The sequence below is a fragment of the Achromobacter sp. genome, from assembly GCF_057314935.1.
The window spans coordinates 14,255-31,035 of the sequence record NZ_DBHKZA010000033.1 but is presented as its reverse complement, the minus strand read 5'-3'; the positions used below and the strand labels follow the sequence as shown (position 1 = coordinate 31,035).

The following is a 16,781-nucleotide window of genomic DNA, read 5'->3' as shown; positions in this document are numbered from 1 at the left end:
TTTTTCACGCATGCCGGCTCATGCCGGTCGCCATCAGAAGTCCATGCTGGCCGACAGCAGGAACGTGCGCGGACCGCCCAGGACCAGGTAGCCGTTGCCGGGATACCCGCCCACCGACGACCAGTAATTGCGGTTGGCGATGTTCTCCACCCGAGCGCGCAGGGTCACGACGTGGCCGTCGACGTCCATCATGTAGCGCAGGCCAGCGTCAAAGCGGGTCCAGCCCGGCACCTTGAGCGTGTTGGCATCGTTCGCGTAGGACGATCCGGTGTAGACGACGCGGCCGTCCACGGCCAGGCCCTGGACGCCAGGAATGTCCCATTCCACGCCCATGTTGGCCTGGAAGCGCGGCACGCCGATCACGCGGTTGCCGTCCAGCGACGCCGTGCCGGTCGAGCGCTGCTCGGCGTCCAGCCAGGTCAAGCCGCCCAGTACGCGCACGCTCTTGATCGGTTCGCCATAGACGGTCAGTTCCGCGCCCTGATGGCGGTCCTTGCCCGAAGTGGTCAGCTCGTTGCTGGCGTTGTACATGGCGCGCGGCTTGTCGGTGGAGAAAAGCGCCAGGCCCGCGCCCAGGCCGTCGCCTTCGTACTTCACGCCGATTTCTTTCTGCTTGGACACGTACGGCTGCAGGCTTTGGCCGACGTTGGGCACGGGCCTGCCGTTCGCGTTGGCAGGCGCGGTCGGTCCTGCAACCAGCGCTTCGATGTAATTCGCATACAGCGAAACGCTCGGCGCCACCTTGAATACGATGCCGGCGGCAGGCGAATTGCGGCTGGCGTCATAGGCGCCGTTTTCCTTGCCCGTGTTGTACGCGTAGTCGCGCTGGGACAGCCGCTGATGCCGGATGCCCAGGGTCAGCAGCACCTTGTCGTCCAGGAACGACATCGTGTCGCCGAAGGCGTAGCTGCTCATCCGCGTGCGCCCTTGCAGCGCAGGATTGTCGATATCGTTGCCCCGCAACGCGCCGGCGCTGAAGGCGGGCTTGTCGTAGGACACCGGATCGTAGATGTTGGTCGCAAAGGTGTTCGCGTAATCCATGATGTAGGCATTTTTCTTCTTCAGGTCGAAGAAGGATGCCGACACGACAAACTCGTGGCCGACCGGACCCGTGCGCACCTTGGCGCGCAGACCCAATTCGCCCGTGTTGACGCTGTCCTCGCGGGTATTGTCGAAGCGGTAGAAATTGCCCGCGCCCGTGCTGCCGTTGGTCAAAGTCACGTTGCCCAGCGAGTTCGCTTCGTCGCTTCGGCGGAAACCATAGGCGGCCCAGCCGGTCAGCTTGTCGCTGAAGTCATGTTCCGCGCGCACGGTGCCGAACAGGTCGCGCTCGTTGGAATAAGACCACGGCTGCGCGTAGTTGGAGCTGGCATCCGGCGCGTCGGGCACGCTGGTCACGCCCGCGCCCATCGTCACGTTCGGACGCGCGCGTTTCAACTTGTTTTCCTGCCAACCGATATCGCCGGACAAGCGCGTATCGGCCGAGCGCCAGTCCAGGCCCAGCGACACCAGGCTGGTGCGGGAGTGTTCGTCATCGATCGCCGTGTCGCCGCTGCGCTGCGCCGCATTCAGGCGGATGCCCGTGCTGTCATCCGGACCGAACCGGCGGGCGATATCGGTGGACACCTGGAACTGGCCGCCGCTGGAAATGCCAGTGGTGACGCGGGTCAGCGGCTCGTTCGGCGCGCGCTTGGGCACCAGATTGATCACGCCCCCGATGCCGCCGCCGCTGGGCGTCGCGCCCGTCAGGAAAGCCGACGCGCCGCGCAGCACTTCCACGCGCTCGAACAGTTCGGTGGCGATGTACTGGCGGGGCAACAGGCTGTACAGCCCGTTGTAGGCCACGTCGTCCGAGCTCAGGATGAATCCGCGAATGAAGTAGGACTCCTGGAAATTGCCGAAGCCGCGCGCCACGCGCACGCCAGAGTCGTTCTGCAGCACGTCGCCCACGCTGCGCGCCTGCTTGTCCTGAATCAGCTCGTTCGTGTAGCTGGTGATGCTGAACGGGGTGCTGAGGTTGTCTTGCGTGCCCAGCACGCCGACGCGGCCGCCACTGGCGACCTGCCCGCCCGCAAACGGCGCGGCCAGCCCGCCGGCCGACGCATCGGCGCTGGCCTCGACCTTGATGGCTTCCATCGACACGACGGAGCCGTTGGAGGCGGCGGGTTGGGCTGCAGTTTGGCCGTAGACGGCGCCCAGGCATGGCAGCGTAGCGGCCACGCAGGCAAGAGTTCTGATTTTCATATCGGGATCGAGAGGGGCAAGAGAAGCGCGTCGCTGCGCGAAGAAACGCAAAATCCCGATGGGTCACGCACGGAAAACGGCTGATCAGACGTACCACCGCAAGGCCGGAACGGCCTTGCCGAGCCCGTTCACCAAGGGGTCTTGAGGTCTTACGGTGGAAATGTTATCAAACAGAGAATCATTATCATTACGTCCCCAATATAGAAAGGCGGTTCGTTGCCGTCACGCAACAAACGCCCCTCACGGCGGCAGGGTCAAGCCGCCTGGTCCTGCCGCAACTGTCCGAAGTCGCCGGCCTCATAGGCGGCCAGCGCGCGAATCAGGCCGCGCTGGCTGGCCATGACGATCGGACCATGCCGAAAGACGGGTTCGTCCACAGCGGGGCCTGCGATCAGCACGAAATGCGCGGGCGCCGTTCCCGCCATCAGCAACAGCACGCCTTCGTCGTCGTCGGACGTCGCGGATGCCGCCAACGCAGCCCCTTCGCGCAGCACGGCAAAATCCGGGTCCCCGTCCTGCCGCTTCGGCAAGGGCGGCGCCCCATTCCGACGATGGCGGGCGCGCACGCCGAGTTCGCCCTGCACGGCGTAGATCCAGGCGTTCCAGCCGGGCGGCAGCGAAAACAGCTGGGCTGCGCCCGGGCGCAGCCAGCCGTCCAGGATCATCAGCGCTTGCGGGGTGGCCAGCGGCGACTGCCAGCCGCCATGGCTGCCCGCCACGACGCGGACGCGGCCGGCGTCCGTCTGAATGACCGGCATCTCCCAGGCGCGCAACAGCGACGCCGCCGGCGGCAGCGTCTTCAACCGGTCCGGCAAGTTCAAGGCGATGCGCAGTCCGTTCAAGCGCGCCGGGCCCGCCGGCTGCTGCGTCCGCAGGATGCCCGTGCCGGCGACCGTCCAGTGCAGGTCGCCCGCCCTCGCCTCATGGTCGTTGCCCCCGCTGTCCCGGCATTGCATGACGCCTTTGGCGTCTTCCAACAGCAGCGTGGCCGCGCACAGCCCGGCATGCGGCAAAGGCGCGGCCGTGGGGCCGGTCATGATGAAGTGATCCACCATGACGACGGGCGACGGACTATGGGAAAAATCGGTATGCAGGAACTGGCGGAGGGTGCAGGCCTCGCCCTCTGACCGGGGCTGGCTGGCAACGACGCTACTGAGATGGATAGTCAAAAAGTGCTGCCTGATGAGGGAGTGACGCTAGGGCCTGTCCACGCGAAAAGGAAGCTTCCTTTGCGCGTGGACAGGCCCTAGCTGACGCGAAGCTTATGGGTTCCCCGGAACCCGCGCAATCCCTCATTTCCCCGCATCGCGCCGACGCCCGGGCGTGCTCAGTCCAGCTTGATCTGGTTCGCCCGGATCACCGCGCCCCAACGTTCGCGGTCTTCCGCGACGTACCGGTCGGTCTCGGCCTGACCGCGCGGCGCCTGGATCACCAGCCCCAGCGTCTGGAAGCGTTCCCGGAAATCCGGCTGCGCCATGACGCGGGCAACGGCGTCCTGCAGGGTCTTGGCCTCGGCGGCCGGTGTGGCCAGCGGCACGGCCACGCCGAACCACGTCGCCGCGCGGAAGCCCGGAAAGCCGCTCTCAGCGACGGTGGGCACGTCCGGCAGCACGGGCAGCCGCTCGGCCGTGGTCACCGCCAACGCCTTGATCTTGTTTTCCTTCACCAACGGCAAGGACGTGCTGATGACGTCAACCATCAATTGCGTGTCGTTGGCCATCAACGAGCCGAGCGCGGGCGCGCTGCCGTTGTAAGGGATGTGGGCAATGTCGATGCCGGTGCGTGTCTTGAGCAATTCGGTCGCCAGCTGCAAGGGGTTGCCGATCCCGACCGACGCATAGTTCAACTTGCCGGGGCGCGCCTTGGCATAGCTGACGAACTGCGCCCACGTCGTGGCAGGCACCTCGTTGTTCGCCACGACTACCAGGGGCAACTCGGCCACCACGGATAGCACGCGGAAATCGCGCGCCGCGTCGTAGGAAATCTTCTGATAAAGCATGGGGTTGAGCACCATGCTGGCATTGCTGGCCAGGAACAGCGTGTAGCCGTCGGGCTGGGCACGGGCCACCTGCGTGGCGGCGATCATGGTGTTGGCGCCCGGTTTGTTTTCAACCACGACGGATTGGGAAAGCTCGCGCGACAGGCGTTCGGCCAACACGCGCGACAACTGGTCGGCGGCGCCTCCGGGCGTGTAAGGCACCACCAGCTTCACGGGCCTGTCGGGGAATGCCGCCAGGGCTTGCGGGGCGCCGGCAACGCCCACCAGTAAGGCGGCCGCGGCGCGGCCGAACCAACGATTCATCTGCAACATGCGTGTCTCCCGAGTCTTTACCGACTCTTGTAATGGGTACTGCCTGAAGGGACTGCACGACGGTATTGAACGACGGCGGTGGCGGGCTTTCGCAATGGCTGCACACGCCGCTATACCTTGCGTGCGTGACCCTCCCAGAATTCCGCCCGCAGGCGGCGCTTGGCGATCTTGCCGTTGTCATCGCGCGGGAGCGCCTGCCGCATTTCCAGCCCGCGCGGAATCTTGTAGCGGGCGATCCGGGACGACAGCCAACCCATGGCGTCTTCCAGGTCCAGCACGGCCCCGGGCGCGGGTTGGACCAACCCCAGCAGGCGTTCCCCGAACTCCGGGTCCGGTACGCCGAAGACCGCGCAATCGGCCACGCCGGGGTACTGCATCAGGTGGTGTTCGATTTCCGCCGGATAGATGTTCACGCCGCCCGAAATCACCAGATCCGATTCGCGGTCGCACACGAACAGATAGCCGTCCTCGTCGACGTACCCCAGGTCGCCCAACCCGATCAGGCCGTCGCGCTCGACCGCCTGACGGGCCTCGGGATGATTGCGGTAGGTGAAGTCGGCATAGGCCGGCTGTCGCACGTAGATGCGGCCGACCTGGCCGGGCGCGCACACCGAACCATCTTCCGCATAGATGCGCACCTGCGCCGGCCCGATCGGCCGCCCCGCGCTGCCCGGCTTGGCCAGCGCTTCATGCGAATCGATCGCGGTCACCATGCCCGCCTCGCTGGAGGCGTAGGTTTCATGCACGACCGGCCCCAGCCAATCGATCATCGCGCGCTTGAGTTCCGGGGCGCAGGGCGCCCCGGTCGACGCGACAAAGCGCAGCGAAGACAAATCGAATGATGCGCGCGCGCGCGCCTCCAGCTTCAGCAGGCGCACATACATGATGGGCACCAGGTAGATCGTATCGATGCGGTGCTGCTCGATCAGGCGCAAGACCTCAAGCGGGTCGAAGCGCCGCGTCAGTACCAGCGTGTCGCACACGCGCAGCGCCACCTGCGCGAAGACGCTGGGCGCGCTGTGATAGATCGGCGCCGGCAGCAAGGCGCGGCTCCCGTGCCGCAAGCCGTAGGCCTGCTCGACCACGGCCTCCACGGCCGCCAGGTGTTCGGCAAGCCGGTCCACCGGAAAAGGTTGGCGCACCACGCCCTTGGGGCGGCCCGTCGTGCCCGACGTATAGGCCATGTGGCCTCGCGGCGCGACCAGCGGGCCGTCATACCGGGGCTGGGCGTCGCGCCAGGCTTCGTAGTCGTTGGCCTCGAAGGCGGCGTCCGCCTCGGCCATGACCCGCAGCACGGGCAAGCCGGGCGGCAGCGCCGCCCATACCTGGCGCCACAGGTCGTCTTCGGCGATCAGCAGCTTGGCGCCGCTGTCGTTCGCGAGGAACGCCACCTCGTCGGCGGTGTAGTGCCAATTGATCGGGCAGTAGTAGCAGCCCAGCCGCTTGCAGGCCTGGATGATTTCCAGATACGGCATGCCGTTGCGCAGCAGCACGGCGATCACGTCGCCTTCGCGTATTCCCATGGCCGCCAGACCCGCCGCCACCTGCTCTCCTCGCGCCACCAGCGCGTCCCGATCCAGCCGGAGGTCGCCCGCGATGACAAGTCCGCTCATGCCGGCTTCCCGGCGCGCAGGGCCTTGTCCTGCGCGGTGCGCGCTTCGATTGCGGCGCGGGCGGCGGCCCAGTCTTCCTCGGTCCACTCGAAATACTGTTTGAAATACGCGCCGTTGGCCAGATAGTCGCCGCCGTCCAGCGCAATCGTCTGGCCGTTTATCCAGTCGTTGCCGGGCCCCAGCAGAAAGGCCGCCAGCTCCCCGATGTCGTGCCCGGTGCCCAGGCGACGCATGGGATTCTGCTGGATCAGCGCGTCCTGGCCGTCGCCGTTCGGGCGCAGGCGCGCGGTCGCGCCTTCCGTAGGGATCACGCCGGGAGCGATGGCGTTCATGCGGATTCCGTGCCGGCCCCATTCAACCGCCAGCGACTTGGTCATCGCGTCGATCCCGGCCTTGGACATGGCCGAGGGCACGACGAACGGCGATCCGGTCCAGACCCACGTCACCACGATGGACACGACCGCGCCGTGCGCGCCGGTGGCGATCCAGCGCTTGCCCACGGCCTGCGTCGTGTAGAACGTGCCGCGGAACACCGTATCGGCAATGGCGTTGAAGCCGCGCGCCGACAGCTTTTCGGTCGGGCTGATGAAGTTGCCGGCGGCGTTGTTGATCAGGCCGTCCAGCCCGCCGTGCGTGGTCCAGATTCCCTCCACCATCGCGTCGACCGCGTCCGCATCCCGGATGTCCACCGCGTGGGCATGGGCCTGCCCCCCGTGCCTGGCGCGCAGGGCGGCGGCGGCTTCCTCCACCACGGACAAGCGGCGTCCGCACAGATGGACGGTGGCGCCCAGCGAGGCCAGTCGTTCGGCCATCGCGAAGCCCAGCCCGGTTCCTCCGCCTGTCACGAGGATGCGCTGCCCGCGGAACAAGTCCGCCCGGAACATGCTTTGCGGCATGGGTTGTCTCCTGTTGTCGTTGGAATTGCCGGCACCGGACGCGTGGTTCCGATGCGGTTCAGGACCAGAATATCAACGCGCAGATGGCGCGACAATCCTTCACCCTGAGTAAACTCTGTTTCCTCACAGGCAACAATCGACGACGCCCATGTCCACCTTGCCCACGCTAGACCTGAACCTGATCCAGCTGTTCGTGACCATCGTCGAAGCGGGCACGCTGAGCGAAGCGGCGTTGCGCCAGGGCGTCACCCGATCCCACGTCAGCCGCAATCTGCAAAAACTGGAGCGCGCGTTCGGGGCGCAGTTGATCCGGCGCACGACCCGCCGCCTGGAACTCACGCATCAGGGCAGCGTGCTGTATGAGCACGGCGCCCGCATGGCCCGCGAGGTGGAATCGGCCCGCCACGCCTTGCAGAAGCTGGGCGCCGAACCTACCGGCCACGTTCGCCTGTCGCTGCCGACCGGGCTGGGCGAACTGGATGCGCTGCGCCCGCTACTGGTCCGCTTCGCGCTGGCGCATCCCAGCCTGAGCCTGCGCGTACTGTTTTCCAACCGGGTCAGCGATTTGATCTCGTCAGAGATCGACGTGGCCTTGCGCGTGGTCTCGTCGCCCCCGCAGGACTACGTGGCGCGCGAACTGGGGGACGTGAAATGGCATCTCTGCGCCGCCCCCGCCTATTTGCAGCGCGCCGGCATGCCCGCGCACCCGCGCGACCTGGGCCGGCTGGACTTTCTTTGCCCGCCCGGCCCCAAGCCCCAGTCGACGCTGCGCCTGCACCGCAAGGGGCAAACCTACGAAGTGAAGCTGGCGCCACGGCTGCAGTCCGAATACTTCCCGTTCCTGGCCGAGGCGGCCCGGGACGGCGCGGGCGTGGCGCTGCTGCCGGCCTACATCGTGCAGCCCGATCTGCAAGCCAGACGGCTGCGCGAGGTGCTGCCCGCCTACAAGGCCGAAGGGCCTGGCGACAAGCTATTCATCCTGACCTCGCCCACCCCCTACCCGTCCACGGCCCAGCGAGCCCTGGTGGATTATCTGAAGGCCGAACTCGAACCCCTGCTGCGCGGTTTCCTGGCCTGAAACGGCCGCGGCCGGCCCGGCGCCGGGCACCCGCGCGCCCCGCCATGCAACGGTAGGACTTCTTTGGTAAAACCGCGGGGTCTTGCAGGCTTGGCCCTTGTCCGCCAAAGTAGGGGTTTTGCAGCAGTTCCGGCTGCCGCTTTCCGGAACAGGGGCGGAACTTTGACGCGCCACCCAAGTCTTATATAAGATATAAGACATAAGGTCGCGTACGGGCTTGTCTCCCCTACAATGACAAACGCGCCAAAACGCCAAAAAATGCCGCCTGCGCTTGGGCACAGTCAGCCAGGCAAAACCACGGAGTCCATCATGCCGCACAACACCCTCGATACTCTCAAGAATTTCAAGATCGGCAATAAATCCTGTCAGTACTACTCGCTGCCGGCGCTGGGCAAGTCCCTCGGCATCGATGTGCAGCGGCTCCCCGTTTCGATCCGCATCGTGCTGGAATCCGTGCTGCGCAACTGTGATGGCAAGAAGGTCACGGAAGAACACGTCAAGCAGCTCGCCAACTGGCAGGCCAATGCCCGCCGCGAAGACGAGATCCCCTTCGTCGTGGCCCGGGTGGTGCTGCAGGACTTCACCGGCGTGCCGCTGCTGGCCGATATCGCCGCCATGCGTTCGGTGGCCGACAAAATGGGCAAGAGCCCCAAGAGCATCGAACCGCTGGTGCCGGTGGACCTGGTCGTGGACCACTCGGTCATGATCGATTATTTCGGCACCAAGAATGCGCTGGACTTGAACATGAAGCTGGAATTCAAGCGCAACCAGGAGCGCTACCAGTTCATGAAATGGGGCATGCAGGCGTTCGACACCTTCGGCGTCGTGCCGCCGGGCTTCGGCATCGTCCACCAGGTCAACCTGGAATATCTGGCGCGCGGCGTGCACCAGGACAAGAAGAACAACGTCTACTACCCGGACTCGCTGGTGGGCACCGACAGCCACACCACGATGATCAACGGCATTGGCGTGGTGGGCTGGGGCGTGGGCGGCATCGAAGCCGAAGCCGGCATGCTGGGCCAGCCCGTGTACTTCCTGACGCCCGACGTGGTGGGCGTGGAACTCAAGGGCCAGTTGCGCGGCGGCGTCACCGCCACCGACCTGGTGCTGACCATCACCGAAATGCTGCGCCGTGAAAAAGTGGTGGGCAAGTTCGTCGAATTCTGCGGCGAAGGCACCGCCAGCCTGACCGTGGCCGAACGTGCCACCATCGGCAACATGGCGCCGGAATACGGCGCCACCATGGGCTTCTTCCCGGTCGACGAACGCACCATCGACTACTTCCGCGGCACCGGCCGCACCGAAGACGAGATCGCCGCCTTCGAAGCCTACTTCAAGGCCCAGAAGATGTTCGGCATCCCGGCCGCCCAGGACATCAACTTCACCAAGCTGCTGACGCTGGACCTGTCCACCGTGGCCCCGTCGCTGGCCGGCCCGAAGCGCCCGCAGGACCGCATCGAAATCGGCAACGTCAAGAACACGTTCATCGACCTGTTCTCCAAGCCCATCGCCGAGAACGGCTTCAACCAGCCCGCCGAAAAGCTGGGCGAGACCTTCACCACCAGCACCGGCACCAAGATCAAGAACGGCGACATCCTGATCGCCGCCATCACGTCCTGCACCAACACGTCCAACCCCAACGTGCTGCTGGCCGCCGGCCTGCTGGCCAAGAAGGCCGTGGAAGCCGGACTGAAGGTGCCCAAGCACATCAAGACCTCGCTGGCCCCCGGCTCGCGCGTCGTCACCGACTACCTGACCAAGACGGGCTTGTTGCCCTACCTGGAAAAGCTGGGCTTCGACGTGGCCGCCTACGGCTGCACCACCTGCATCGGCAACGCGGGCGACCTGACGCCGGATCTGAACGAAGCCATCACCGGCAATGACCTGGTCTGCTCGGCCGTGCTGTCCGGCAACCGCAACTTCGAAGCGCGCATCCACCCGAACATCAAGGCCAACTTCCTGGCTTCGCCGCCGCTGGTCGTGGCCTACGCGCTGGCAGGCACCGTCACGCGCGACCTGATGACCGAACCGGTAGGTAAAGGCAAGAACGGCGACGTCTGGCTGGGCGACATCTGGCCGACGTCCGAAGAAGTCGAAGCGCTGATGAAGCATGCGCTGGATCCGAAGGTCTTCGAGGCCAACTACGGCCAGGTCAAGAGCAACCCGGGCAAGCTCTGGGAGAACATCAAGGGCGTCAACGGCGACACCTACAACTGGCCGGAATCGACCTACATCGCCGAGCCGCCCTTCTTCGAAGGCTTCGGCATGACGCCGGCGGCCATGCCGGCCGTCAAGGGCGCCCGCGCGCTGGGCGTGTTCGGCGATTCTGTCACCACCGACCACATCTCGCCCGCAGGCTCCATCAAGGAAACGTCGCCGGCCGGCAAGTGGCTCAAGGCCAACGGCGTCATGAAGGCCGATTTCAACAGCTACGGCTCGCGCCGCGGCAACCATGAAATCATGATGCGCGGCACGTTCGCCAACGTGCGCATCAAGAACCTGATGATCCCGTCGCTTGCGGACGGCAGCCGCTTCGAAGGCGGCGAAACGCTGTTCCAGCCCACCGGCGAACAGATGTCCATCTATGACGCGGCCATGAAGTACGTGGCCGACGGCACGCCCACCGTGGTGTTCGGCGGCGAAGAGTACGGCACCGGATCGTCGCGCGACTGGGCAGCCAAGGGCACCCAGCTGCTGGGCGTGAAGGCCGTGATCACCCGCAGCTTCGAGCGCATCCACCGCAGCAACCTGGTGGGCATGGGCGTGCTGCCGCTGCAGTTCAAGGGCGCCGACAGCGTGCAGTCGCTGGGCATCACCGGCGAAGAGACCTACGACATCTCAGGCCTGGAAAACGGCATCAAGCCGATGCAGGACGTGACGTTGACGATCACCCGCAAGGATGGTTCGAAGCAGGACGTGACGGTGCTCCTGCGTATCGACACCCCGATCGAGGTCGACTACTACCAGCACGGCGGCATCCTGCCCTTCGTGCTGCGCCAACTGCTGGCGGCCTGAGCCCTCTCGCGGCCCCAGCAATAGGAAAAGCCCCGGAACCTTGCGGTTCCGGGGCTTTTTTTACGAGGGCAGGCGGTGGTTTCAGTCGTCGAACTGATAGGCGTCCATGGCCAGCGCACCGTACGAGATCTCGTCGTTCAAGCGCTTGGCCGATGCCCCGCCCGCCCCCAGCGCCACATACAGCGGCATCAGGTGGTCGTCGTGCGGATGCGCCTGCATCGCACCGGGTGCCTGCGCCTGCCAGTCCAGCAGGGCCGGCACATTGTGCGCGGCCAGATTGCGCGCATACCAGTCCTGGAACGCCGGCACGTAGGGCACGGCCGGCGCGTTCTGCGGCATCCGCACGTGACGCAGATTGTGCGTCAACGATCCCGACCCGATGATCAGGATGTCCTCGTCGCGCAATGGCGCCAGCGCGCGGCCCAATTCCAGTTGCCCCGCGGCGTCGCGCCCCATGTCGAGCGACAACTGCACCACCGGCACGTCGACCTCGGGATAAAGGTAGCGCAGCGGCACCCAGGCGCCGTGATCCAGCGGACGGCGCGGATCGCGGTCGGCAGCGATGCCGGATTCGGCCAGCAAGGCCTGCACCCGCGCAGCCAGTTCGGGCGAACCCGGCGCGGCGTACTGCAAAGTGTAGAGCTCGGGCGGAAAGCCCCCGAAATCATGCCAGGCCACCTGCTGGTCGCGCGTGGACAGCGCCAACCCTTCGCCCATCCAATGCGGCGATACCACCAGAATGCCGCGGGGCTTGCGGCCTTGGGCAAGGCTCCAGTCCGCCAGCACGGGGCCGGTCAAGCCGGGCTCAACGGCCAGCATGGGCGAGCCGTGGGAAACGAAAAGCGTAGGCCAACGCATGGCGATGCCTCCATAGATCAAGTCGATGAAAGCATTTTCGGACGTTTCGAATCAGCAATAAACCCCCTGCCCAGGGATGATCTGTTGCCGGATTCGCATCAATACAGCAGTCAGCGCCCATGCCCTGCCGGCCGCCTCGCGATGCCGCCCTTATCGGACGCCCGGGGCCGCCCCAATGCCGACGCGCGCGGCGGGCGTTAAACTACGCCGTTACACCACTTACTGGATGTCCTCCGAAGTTATGGCCCGATCCCGCAGCCAATCCGCTCCCCGCATGACCCGTGACGCGACCCGCCTGGTTGCGCTTGCCCAGGCGCTTAACCGCTCGGGCAGCCGCGTCGAAGACGTGTTCTGGGAGAACCAGCTTGGCGAAGCGATTCCCAAGCTGCTGAAGGCTGGGCAGGACGCCCCGCTGGAAGCGGCCCTGGACCACCTCGCGCAAAGCGACATAGGCGCCTACGAAGTCTTGATCGAACAGGCGGAAACCCTGTCCGAATCGATGAAGATCGAAAAGAACGGCGTCGTGTACGACGTCTTGCTGATCGTCGCGCCCATCGTCGCCTGGACCCGTTATGCGATCCCCACCGGCCCCGTCGCGGCGCCCGCCCAGCAAGCGTTGCTGGCCCAGCTGCATGGCCACGTGCTGTCCAGCCAGGCGCGCACCGCATTGATGCCCATGCTGGTCAGCGTGGACCAGATGCCCCGCACCTTTGGCGAAACCTGGCAATGGCTGCAACGCCTGGGCACGCAGGCGCTGGGCGCCGAAACCACCAAGCCGGCCCTGAATACCGAAGCCGAAACCGCGAACATGCTGGCCGACACGCGCTACATCATCGGCGCCGTCGCGGTGCCCGAGAACGCGCCGATCTTCCGCTGGCAGGAACAGATGGGCGAGGCCGACGCCAGCCGCGACGCCTGCCAGGAACAGTGGGCCGCGCAGGCGCAGCCCACCCTGGCCGCCCTGATGCCGGGCTGCGGCTTCGAAGCGCTGTTGCCTGACGCCTATTACGTCAGCAACCGCGAAGCCGACCGGCGCGTGCGCCCCTTGTCGCTGCGCGCGGCCATCAGCTGGCTGGAAGGCGCGGTCAGCCTGGAAGCCTCGCAATTGCGCGCGGTCGTGGCCGGTTGCGGCGAAAGCCGCATCGACGAATACCGCATCGGCTTCACGGCGCGCAACAACAACGACGTGTACTACGGCTGCGTGTGGCCCTTGTACGGGCGCGAAGAAGAACTGCCGTCCGACGAAGGCCAGCCCGACGTGGTCGACGAGATCACGGCCTTGCTCAAGGAATATGGCGTCACCGAAGTGCGCCGCATTCCCGGCGTGCTGCCGGCGGAATACTGCGAAGACTGCGGCGCGCCCTACTTCCCGAACCCGCTGGGCGAACTGGTGCACGCCGAACTGCCCGAAGACGCCGAAGCCGCGCCCGCCAAGTTCCACTAAACCGCCATGCAAGCAGACATTTTTTGCCGGGTCGTCGATAACTACGGCGACATCGGCGTCTGCTGGCGGCTGGCGCGCCGGCTGTCGCAAGGCCGCGGCTGGGATGTCCGCCTGTGGGTGGACGACCTGGCCAGCTTTGCGCGCATCCAGCCCGGCATCGATCCCCTGGCGGCAATGCAGCAGCTGAGCGGCGTGGACATCGTGCATTGGTCCGATACGCCGGCCCCTGCCCTGGCGGCTCGCGACGTCGTCATCGAAGCCTTCGCCTGCGATCCCCCGCCGGCGTTCGTGGACAGCATGCGACGCACGCATCCGGTCTGGATCAATCTGGAGTACTTGAGCGCCGAGGCCTGGGTGGAAAGCTGCCACGGGCTGCCCTCGCAACGGCCCGACGGGCTGGTGAAGCACTTTTTCTTCCCTGGCTTCACCCCCGCCACGGGCGGCCTGTTGCGCGAACCCGGACTGGATGCCGAACGCGACGCGTTCCAGGCGTCGACGGACCGGCAGGACGCGTTCCTGCGGTCGCTGGGCGTGGACGAAGCCCTGCTGTTGCGCCGCCGCGACGGCGCGCGCACGGTGTCCCTGTTTTGCTACCCGACGGCGCCCGTCGACGCGCTGGCCCAGGCGTTGGCGGCCGACGCGCAGCCCAGCGTGCTGCTGGTCCCCGACGGCGTGGCCCCCGGGCTGGAAGCCGCGTGCACCGCGCCCGGCGCCCCGCTTCTGGCGCGCCTGCCCTTCGTGGCCCAGCCGGACTTCGACCGTTTGCTCTGGTGCGCGGACCTGAACTTCGTGCGCGGCGAAGACTCCTTCATCCGCGCGGCCTGGGCAGCGCGCCCGCTCGTGTGGCAGATCTACCCGCAAGACCAGAACGTCCATCTGGAAAAGCTGGAATCGTGGTTGGCCCGCTATCCGGCCCCGGATTCCGCGCAGGCACTGATCCGAGCCTGGAACCAGCCAGAAACGGCCCAGACTGCCGCAGCCACTGCCCACGCCCTGGCGCCTGAGGCCTGGCAAGCGTGGTGTGCCGCCGCCCGGCAATGGGATGCCACGCAAGCCAGCCAGCCGGATCTGGCTGAAAATCTGGCGGACTTTTGCGCAGACTTGGCCAAGAAACGTTAGAATAGAGAGTTTTCTGAGTCGCCCTGGATTTGTCGGGCCTCAACAATGAACGCCTCCCGGGGTGTGCATGAAACCGCTAGCAGGGTCGTCTGCTGGGTCTTACGGCCCGTCTTTCGACCCCTTACTTTTGTCCGTGTCTTTCGCGGCAGCGGCTTTTTGCAAGCACGGCGAGTGCACCCATCACCCCCGGAGTTTTATCGATGAAAACCGCTCAGGAATTGCGAGTCGGCAACGTGGTCATGGTCGGCAAGGATCCCCTCGTGGTCCAGAAAGCCGAATACAACAAGTCTGGCCGTAACGCTGCTGTTGTGAAGCTGAAGTTCAAGAACCTCTTGACCGCCTCGGCCAGCGAATCGGTCTACAAGGCCGACGAAAAGTTCGAAGTCGTCCAGCTGGATCGCAAGGAGTGCACCTACTCCTACTTCGGCGACCCGATGTACGTCTTCATGGACGAAGAGTACAACCAGTACGAAATCGAAGCCGAAAGCATGGGCGACGCCCTGAACTACCTGGAAGAAGCGATGCCCGTGGAAGTGGTCTTCTACGACGGCCGCGCCATCTCGGTTGAACTGCCCACCACGCTCGTTCGCGAAATCACCTACACCGAACCCGCCGTCCGTGGCGATACGTCGGGCAAGGTCACCAAGCCGGCCAAGATCAATACCGGCTACGAACTGAACGTGCCGCTGTTCTGCGCCATCGGCGACAAGATCGAAATCGACACCCGCACCAACGAATACCGCAGCCGCGTCAACAACTGATCCGGCAAGCAGGTACAAAAAAGCCAGACCTCGCGGTCTGGCTTTTTTCATGCCCGTCATCCTTTACTGTCGATGCCCTTTATTGCAGGCGTTCATCGTCCAGGAAGTCTGGCACGGCCATCACTTCGATACCGTCGTCGGCTAGCGCTTCGCGCTCTTCGGGCGTGGCCGTGCCACGGATGGGACGCTCGTCGGCGTCGCCCTCATGGATGCGGCGCGCCTCTTCGGCGAATCGGGGCCCCACGTTTTCGGTATTGCGCAGCAGCGCGCGCACCTGCTTCATCACGACCGCCTGCAACGCGGTCATTTTGTCGGCGTCGGACGTGCCGGCCGGCGCGGCGGGCGCTTGGGCCGGCGCATGCAGGTGGGAGACGTTCAGCCTCGGCGCAGACAGGCGCTTGGTGATGCTGGCAGACCCGCAAACGGGGCACGTGACCAGTCCACGCGCCTGCTGCGCGTCATAGTCATCGTGCGATCCGAACCAGCCTTCAAAAATGTGGCTGTGCTCGCACTGGAGGTCGAAAACTTTGAGAGCCATGGTTGCTATATGGGGTCCAGCAGCCAGAATACAAGAATCCGCCTGTAATGGGCGCCATCCCCCACCTCAGGCGGGGATAGGGCGGTTTCCAAGTAAAAACGGGCCCGAAGGCCCGTCCTGGCGATTGGCGCCGCTTATTTGCCGCGCTTGGCGGCCGGGCTGGCGTCGATCTGCGCCTGCTGAGCCTGCAAGGAATCGATCTGACGCTGCAGATCGCGCAGTTGCTGGCGCACGTCCTTTTGCTGGTCGGCCAATGCCGTGGCTTCCTGGCGCGACTGCTCCTGGCGGGCCGCGACCTGCTCTTCCTGCTGCATGCGCAGCGCGCGGTCGGCCTGCAAGGTGCTGAGCTGTGCACTGCGGCTGGCCAGCTGCTTTTCGGCGTTCGCGTACTCGGCCTGCAGCTTGATGCGCTTGATGTCCACTTCAGCCAGTTCCGCGGATTGCGTGGCAAACGCGCGATACGTGGCTTCAGCCTGCTTTTCCGACACGGTCTTCAACACGCGCCAGAAGTCTTTCTGCTGGAACAAGGCGACGTAATAGGTCAGGTCTTCCGGCTTGAACAGCAGACTGGCGCCGTACGTGCCGTTATAGGCGGTACGCAGCTCGGAAACCTGCCGGTTCTGAATCAGGCTTTGCAATTCCGCCACGGTGGACGACGGCCGGGCGGCGGCGGCGGGCGCGGCTGCTGGCGGCGGCGTCACCGGGGTGGACGCGGCTGGCTTGTCCTCGACCTGCTTAACCGTGGGCCGCGGCGCTTCGGATTGCGCGCTGGCGCAAGCCGCCAGGCCGGACAGTGCCGTGCCTAACAGCGCCATGCGAGTGGCGGCACGGATAAATTGGACGTTCATGCCTTCCCCAAAAAAATCGTTGCGGAACTATAGCAATTTATTTCGCTCACGGCAGA

General features: G+C 65.5%; 13 protein-coding genes. 5 read left to right on the top strand and 8 right to left on the bottom strand.

Annotation, left to right across the window (positions count from 1 at the left end; genetic code table 11):
- Positions 1 to 33: 33 nt before the first annotated feature.
- From ACO6D5_RS14220 to ACO6D5_RS14200, 5 genes are all read right to left on the bottom strand, one after another.
- On the bottom strand, positions 34 to 2,244 hold the full coding sequence (locus tag ACO6D5_RS14220) for a TonB-dependent receptor (RefSeq protein ID WP_315845880.1): 2,211 nt from the start codon (positions 2,242 to 2,244) through the stop codon (positions 34 to 36).
- A gap of 254 nt (positions 2,245 to 2,498) precedes the next feature.
- Complete coding sequence (locus ACO6D5_RS14215) at positions 2,499 to 3,413, bottom strand: pirin family protein (protein WP_485825741.1); 915 nt, start codon at positions 3,411 to 3,413, stop codon at positions 2,499 to 2,501.
- A 158-nt stretch (positions 3,414 to 3,571) separates the two neighbouring features.
- Positions 3,572 to 4,555: a tripartite tricarboxylate transporter substrate-binding protein gene (locus ACO6D5_RS14210; RefSeq protein ID WP_315845878.1), complete on the bottom strand. Its 984-nt coding sequence runs from the start codon at positions 4,553 to 4,555 to the stop codon at positions 3,572 to 3,574.
- Between the two features lie 110 nt (positions 4,556 to 4,665).
- Complete coding sequence (locus ACO6D5_RS14205; protein WP_485825740.1) at positions 4,666 to 6,168, bottom strand: AMP-binding protein; 1,503 nt, start codon at positions 6,166 to 6,168, stop codon at positions 4,666 to 4,668.
- The gene (locus ACO6D5_RS14200; protein ID WP_485825761.1) at positions 6,165 to 7,052 is read right to left on the bottom strand and encodes an SDR family oxidoreductase; all 888 of its coding nucleotides are present in this window, start codon (positions 7,050 to 7,052) and stop codon (positions 6,165 to 6,167) included. Before ACO6D5_RS14200 ends, ACO6D5_RS14205 begins: the two co-directional genes overlap by 4 nt.
- 160 nt (positions 7,053 to 7,212) lie before the next feature.
- Between ACO6D5_RS14200 and ACO6D5_RS14195 the strand changes: the two genes are divergently transcribed.
- Complete coding sequence (locus ACO6D5_RS14195) at positions 7,213 to 8,142, top strand: LysR family transcriptional regulator (protein ID WP_485825739.1); 930 nt, start codon at positions 7,213 to 7,215, stop codon at positions 8,140 to 8,142.
- Positions 8,143 to 8,451: 309 nt separating this feature from the next.
- Entirely contained in the window at positions 8,452 to 11,157 is a 2,706-nt protein-coding gene (gene acnA, locus ACO6D5_RS14190; RefSeq protein ID WP_315845875.1) for an aconitate hydratase AcnA, read from the top strand.
- A gap of 81 nt (positions 11,158 to 11,238) precedes the next feature.
- Here acnA and ACO6D5_RS14185 read toward each other — a convergent pair whose 3' ends face one another.
- The gene (locus tag ACO6D5_RS14185; RefSeq protein ID WP_315845874.1) at positions 11,239 to 12,015 is read right to left on the bottom strand and encodes a DODA-type extradiol aromatic ring-opening family dioxygenase; all 777 of its coding nucleotides are present in this window, start codon (positions 12,013 to 12,015) and stop codon (positions 11,239 to 11,241) included.
- Between the two features lie 241 nt (positions 12,016 to 12,256).
- On the opposite strand from ACO6D5_RS14185, the gene ACO6D5_RS14180 reads away from it, so the two are divergent.
- The 3 genes from ACO6D5_RS14180 (at position 12,257) to efp (ending at position 15,339) form a co-directional block, all read left to right on the top strand.
- On the top strand, positions 12,257 to 13,459 hold the full coding sequence (locus ACO6D5_RS14180; protein WP_315845873.1) for a DUF2863 family protein: 1,203 nt from the start codon (positions 12,257 to 12,259) through the stop codon (positions 13,457 to 13,459).
- Between the two features lie 6 nt (positions 13,460 to 13,465).
- Positions 13,466 to 14,578 carry an elongation factor P maturation arginine rhamnosyltransferase EarP gene (gene earP, locus ACO6D5_RS14175; RefSeq protein ID WP_485825738.1) on the top strand — a complete coding sequence of 371 codons (1,113 nt, stop codon included), beginning with the start codon at positions 13,466 to 13,468 and terminating at the stop codon, positions 14,576 to 14,578.
- Positions 14,579 to 14,778: 200 nt separating this feature from the next.
- Positions 14,779 to 15,339, top strand: a complete 561-nt coding sequence (gene efp, locus ACO6D5_RS14170) for an elongation factor P (RefSeq protein ID WP_006225610.1) — start codon at positions 14,779 to 14,781, stop codon at positions 15,337 to 15,339.
- A gap of 79 nt (positions 15,340 to 15,418) precedes the next feature.
- Here efp and ACO6D5_RS14165 read toward each other — a convergent pair whose 3' ends face one another.
- Together ACO6D5_RS14165 and ACO6D5_RS14160 are read right to left on the bottom strand one after the other, a co-directional pair.
- Positions 15,419 to 15,877, bottom strand: a complete 459-nt coding sequence (locus ACO6D5_RS14165) for a DUF1178 family protein (protein ID WP_485825737.1) — start codon at positions 15,875 to 15,877, stop codon at positions 15,419 to 15,421.
- A gap of 134 nt (positions 15,878 to 16,011) precedes the next feature.
- On the bottom strand, positions 16,012 to 16,725 hold the full coding sequence (locus tag ACO6D5_RS14160) for a DUF2968 domain-containing protein (protein WP_485825736.1): 714 nt from the start codon (positions 16,723 to 16,725) through the stop codon (positions 16,012 to 16,014).
- Between the last annotated feature and the right edge of the window lie 56 nt (positions 16,726 to 16,781).

Coding starts and splice junctions, on each gene's coding strand:
- ACO6D5_RS14220 (WP_315845880.1), bottom strand. CDS start 2,244: ATGAAAATCAGAACTCTTGCCTGCGTGGCCGCTACGCTGCCATGCCTG.
- ACO6D5_RS14210 (WP_315845878.1), bottom strand. CDS start 4,555: ATGTTGCAGATGAATCGTTGGTTCGGCCGCGCCGCGGCCGCCTTACTG.
- ACO6D5_RS14205 (WP_485825740.1), bottom strand. CDS start 6,168: ATGAGCGGACTTGTCATCGCGGGCGACCTCCGGCTGGATCGGGACGCG.
- ACO6D5_RS14200 (WP_485825761.1), bottom strand. CDS start 7,052: ATGTTCCGGGCGGACTTGTTCCGCGGGCAGCGCATCCTCGTGACAGGC.
- ACO6D5_RS14195 (WP_485825739.1), top strand. CDS start 7,213: ATGTCCACCTTGCCCACGCTAGACCTGAACCTGATCCAGCTGTTCGTG.
- acnA (WP_315845875.1), top strand. CDS start 8,452: ATGCCGCACAACACCCTCGATACTCTCAAGAATTTCAAGATCGGCAAT.
- ACO6D5_RS14185 (WP_315845874.1), bottom strand. CDS start 12,015: ATGCGTTGGCCTACGCTTTTCGTTTCCCACGGCTCGCCCATGCTGGCC.
- ACO6D5_RS14180 (WP_315845873.1), top strand. CDS start 12,257: ATGGCCCGATCCCGCAGCCAATCCGCTCCCCGCATGACCCGTGACGCG.
- earP (WP_485825738.1), top strand. CDS start 13,466: ATGCAAGCAGACATTTTTTGCCGGGTCGTCGATAACTACGGCGACATC.
- efp (WP_006225610.1), top strand. CDS start 14,779: ATGAAAACCGCTCAGGAATTGCGAGTCGGCAACGTGGTCATGGTCGGC.
- ACO6D5_RS14165 (WP_485825737.1), bottom strand. CDS start 15,877: ATGGCTCTCAAAGTTTTCGACCTCCAGTGCGAGCACAGCCACATTTTT.
- ACO6D5_RS14160 (WP_485825736.1), bottom strand. CDS start 16,725: ATGAACGTCCAATTTATCCGTGCCGCCACTCGCATGGCGCTGTTAGGC.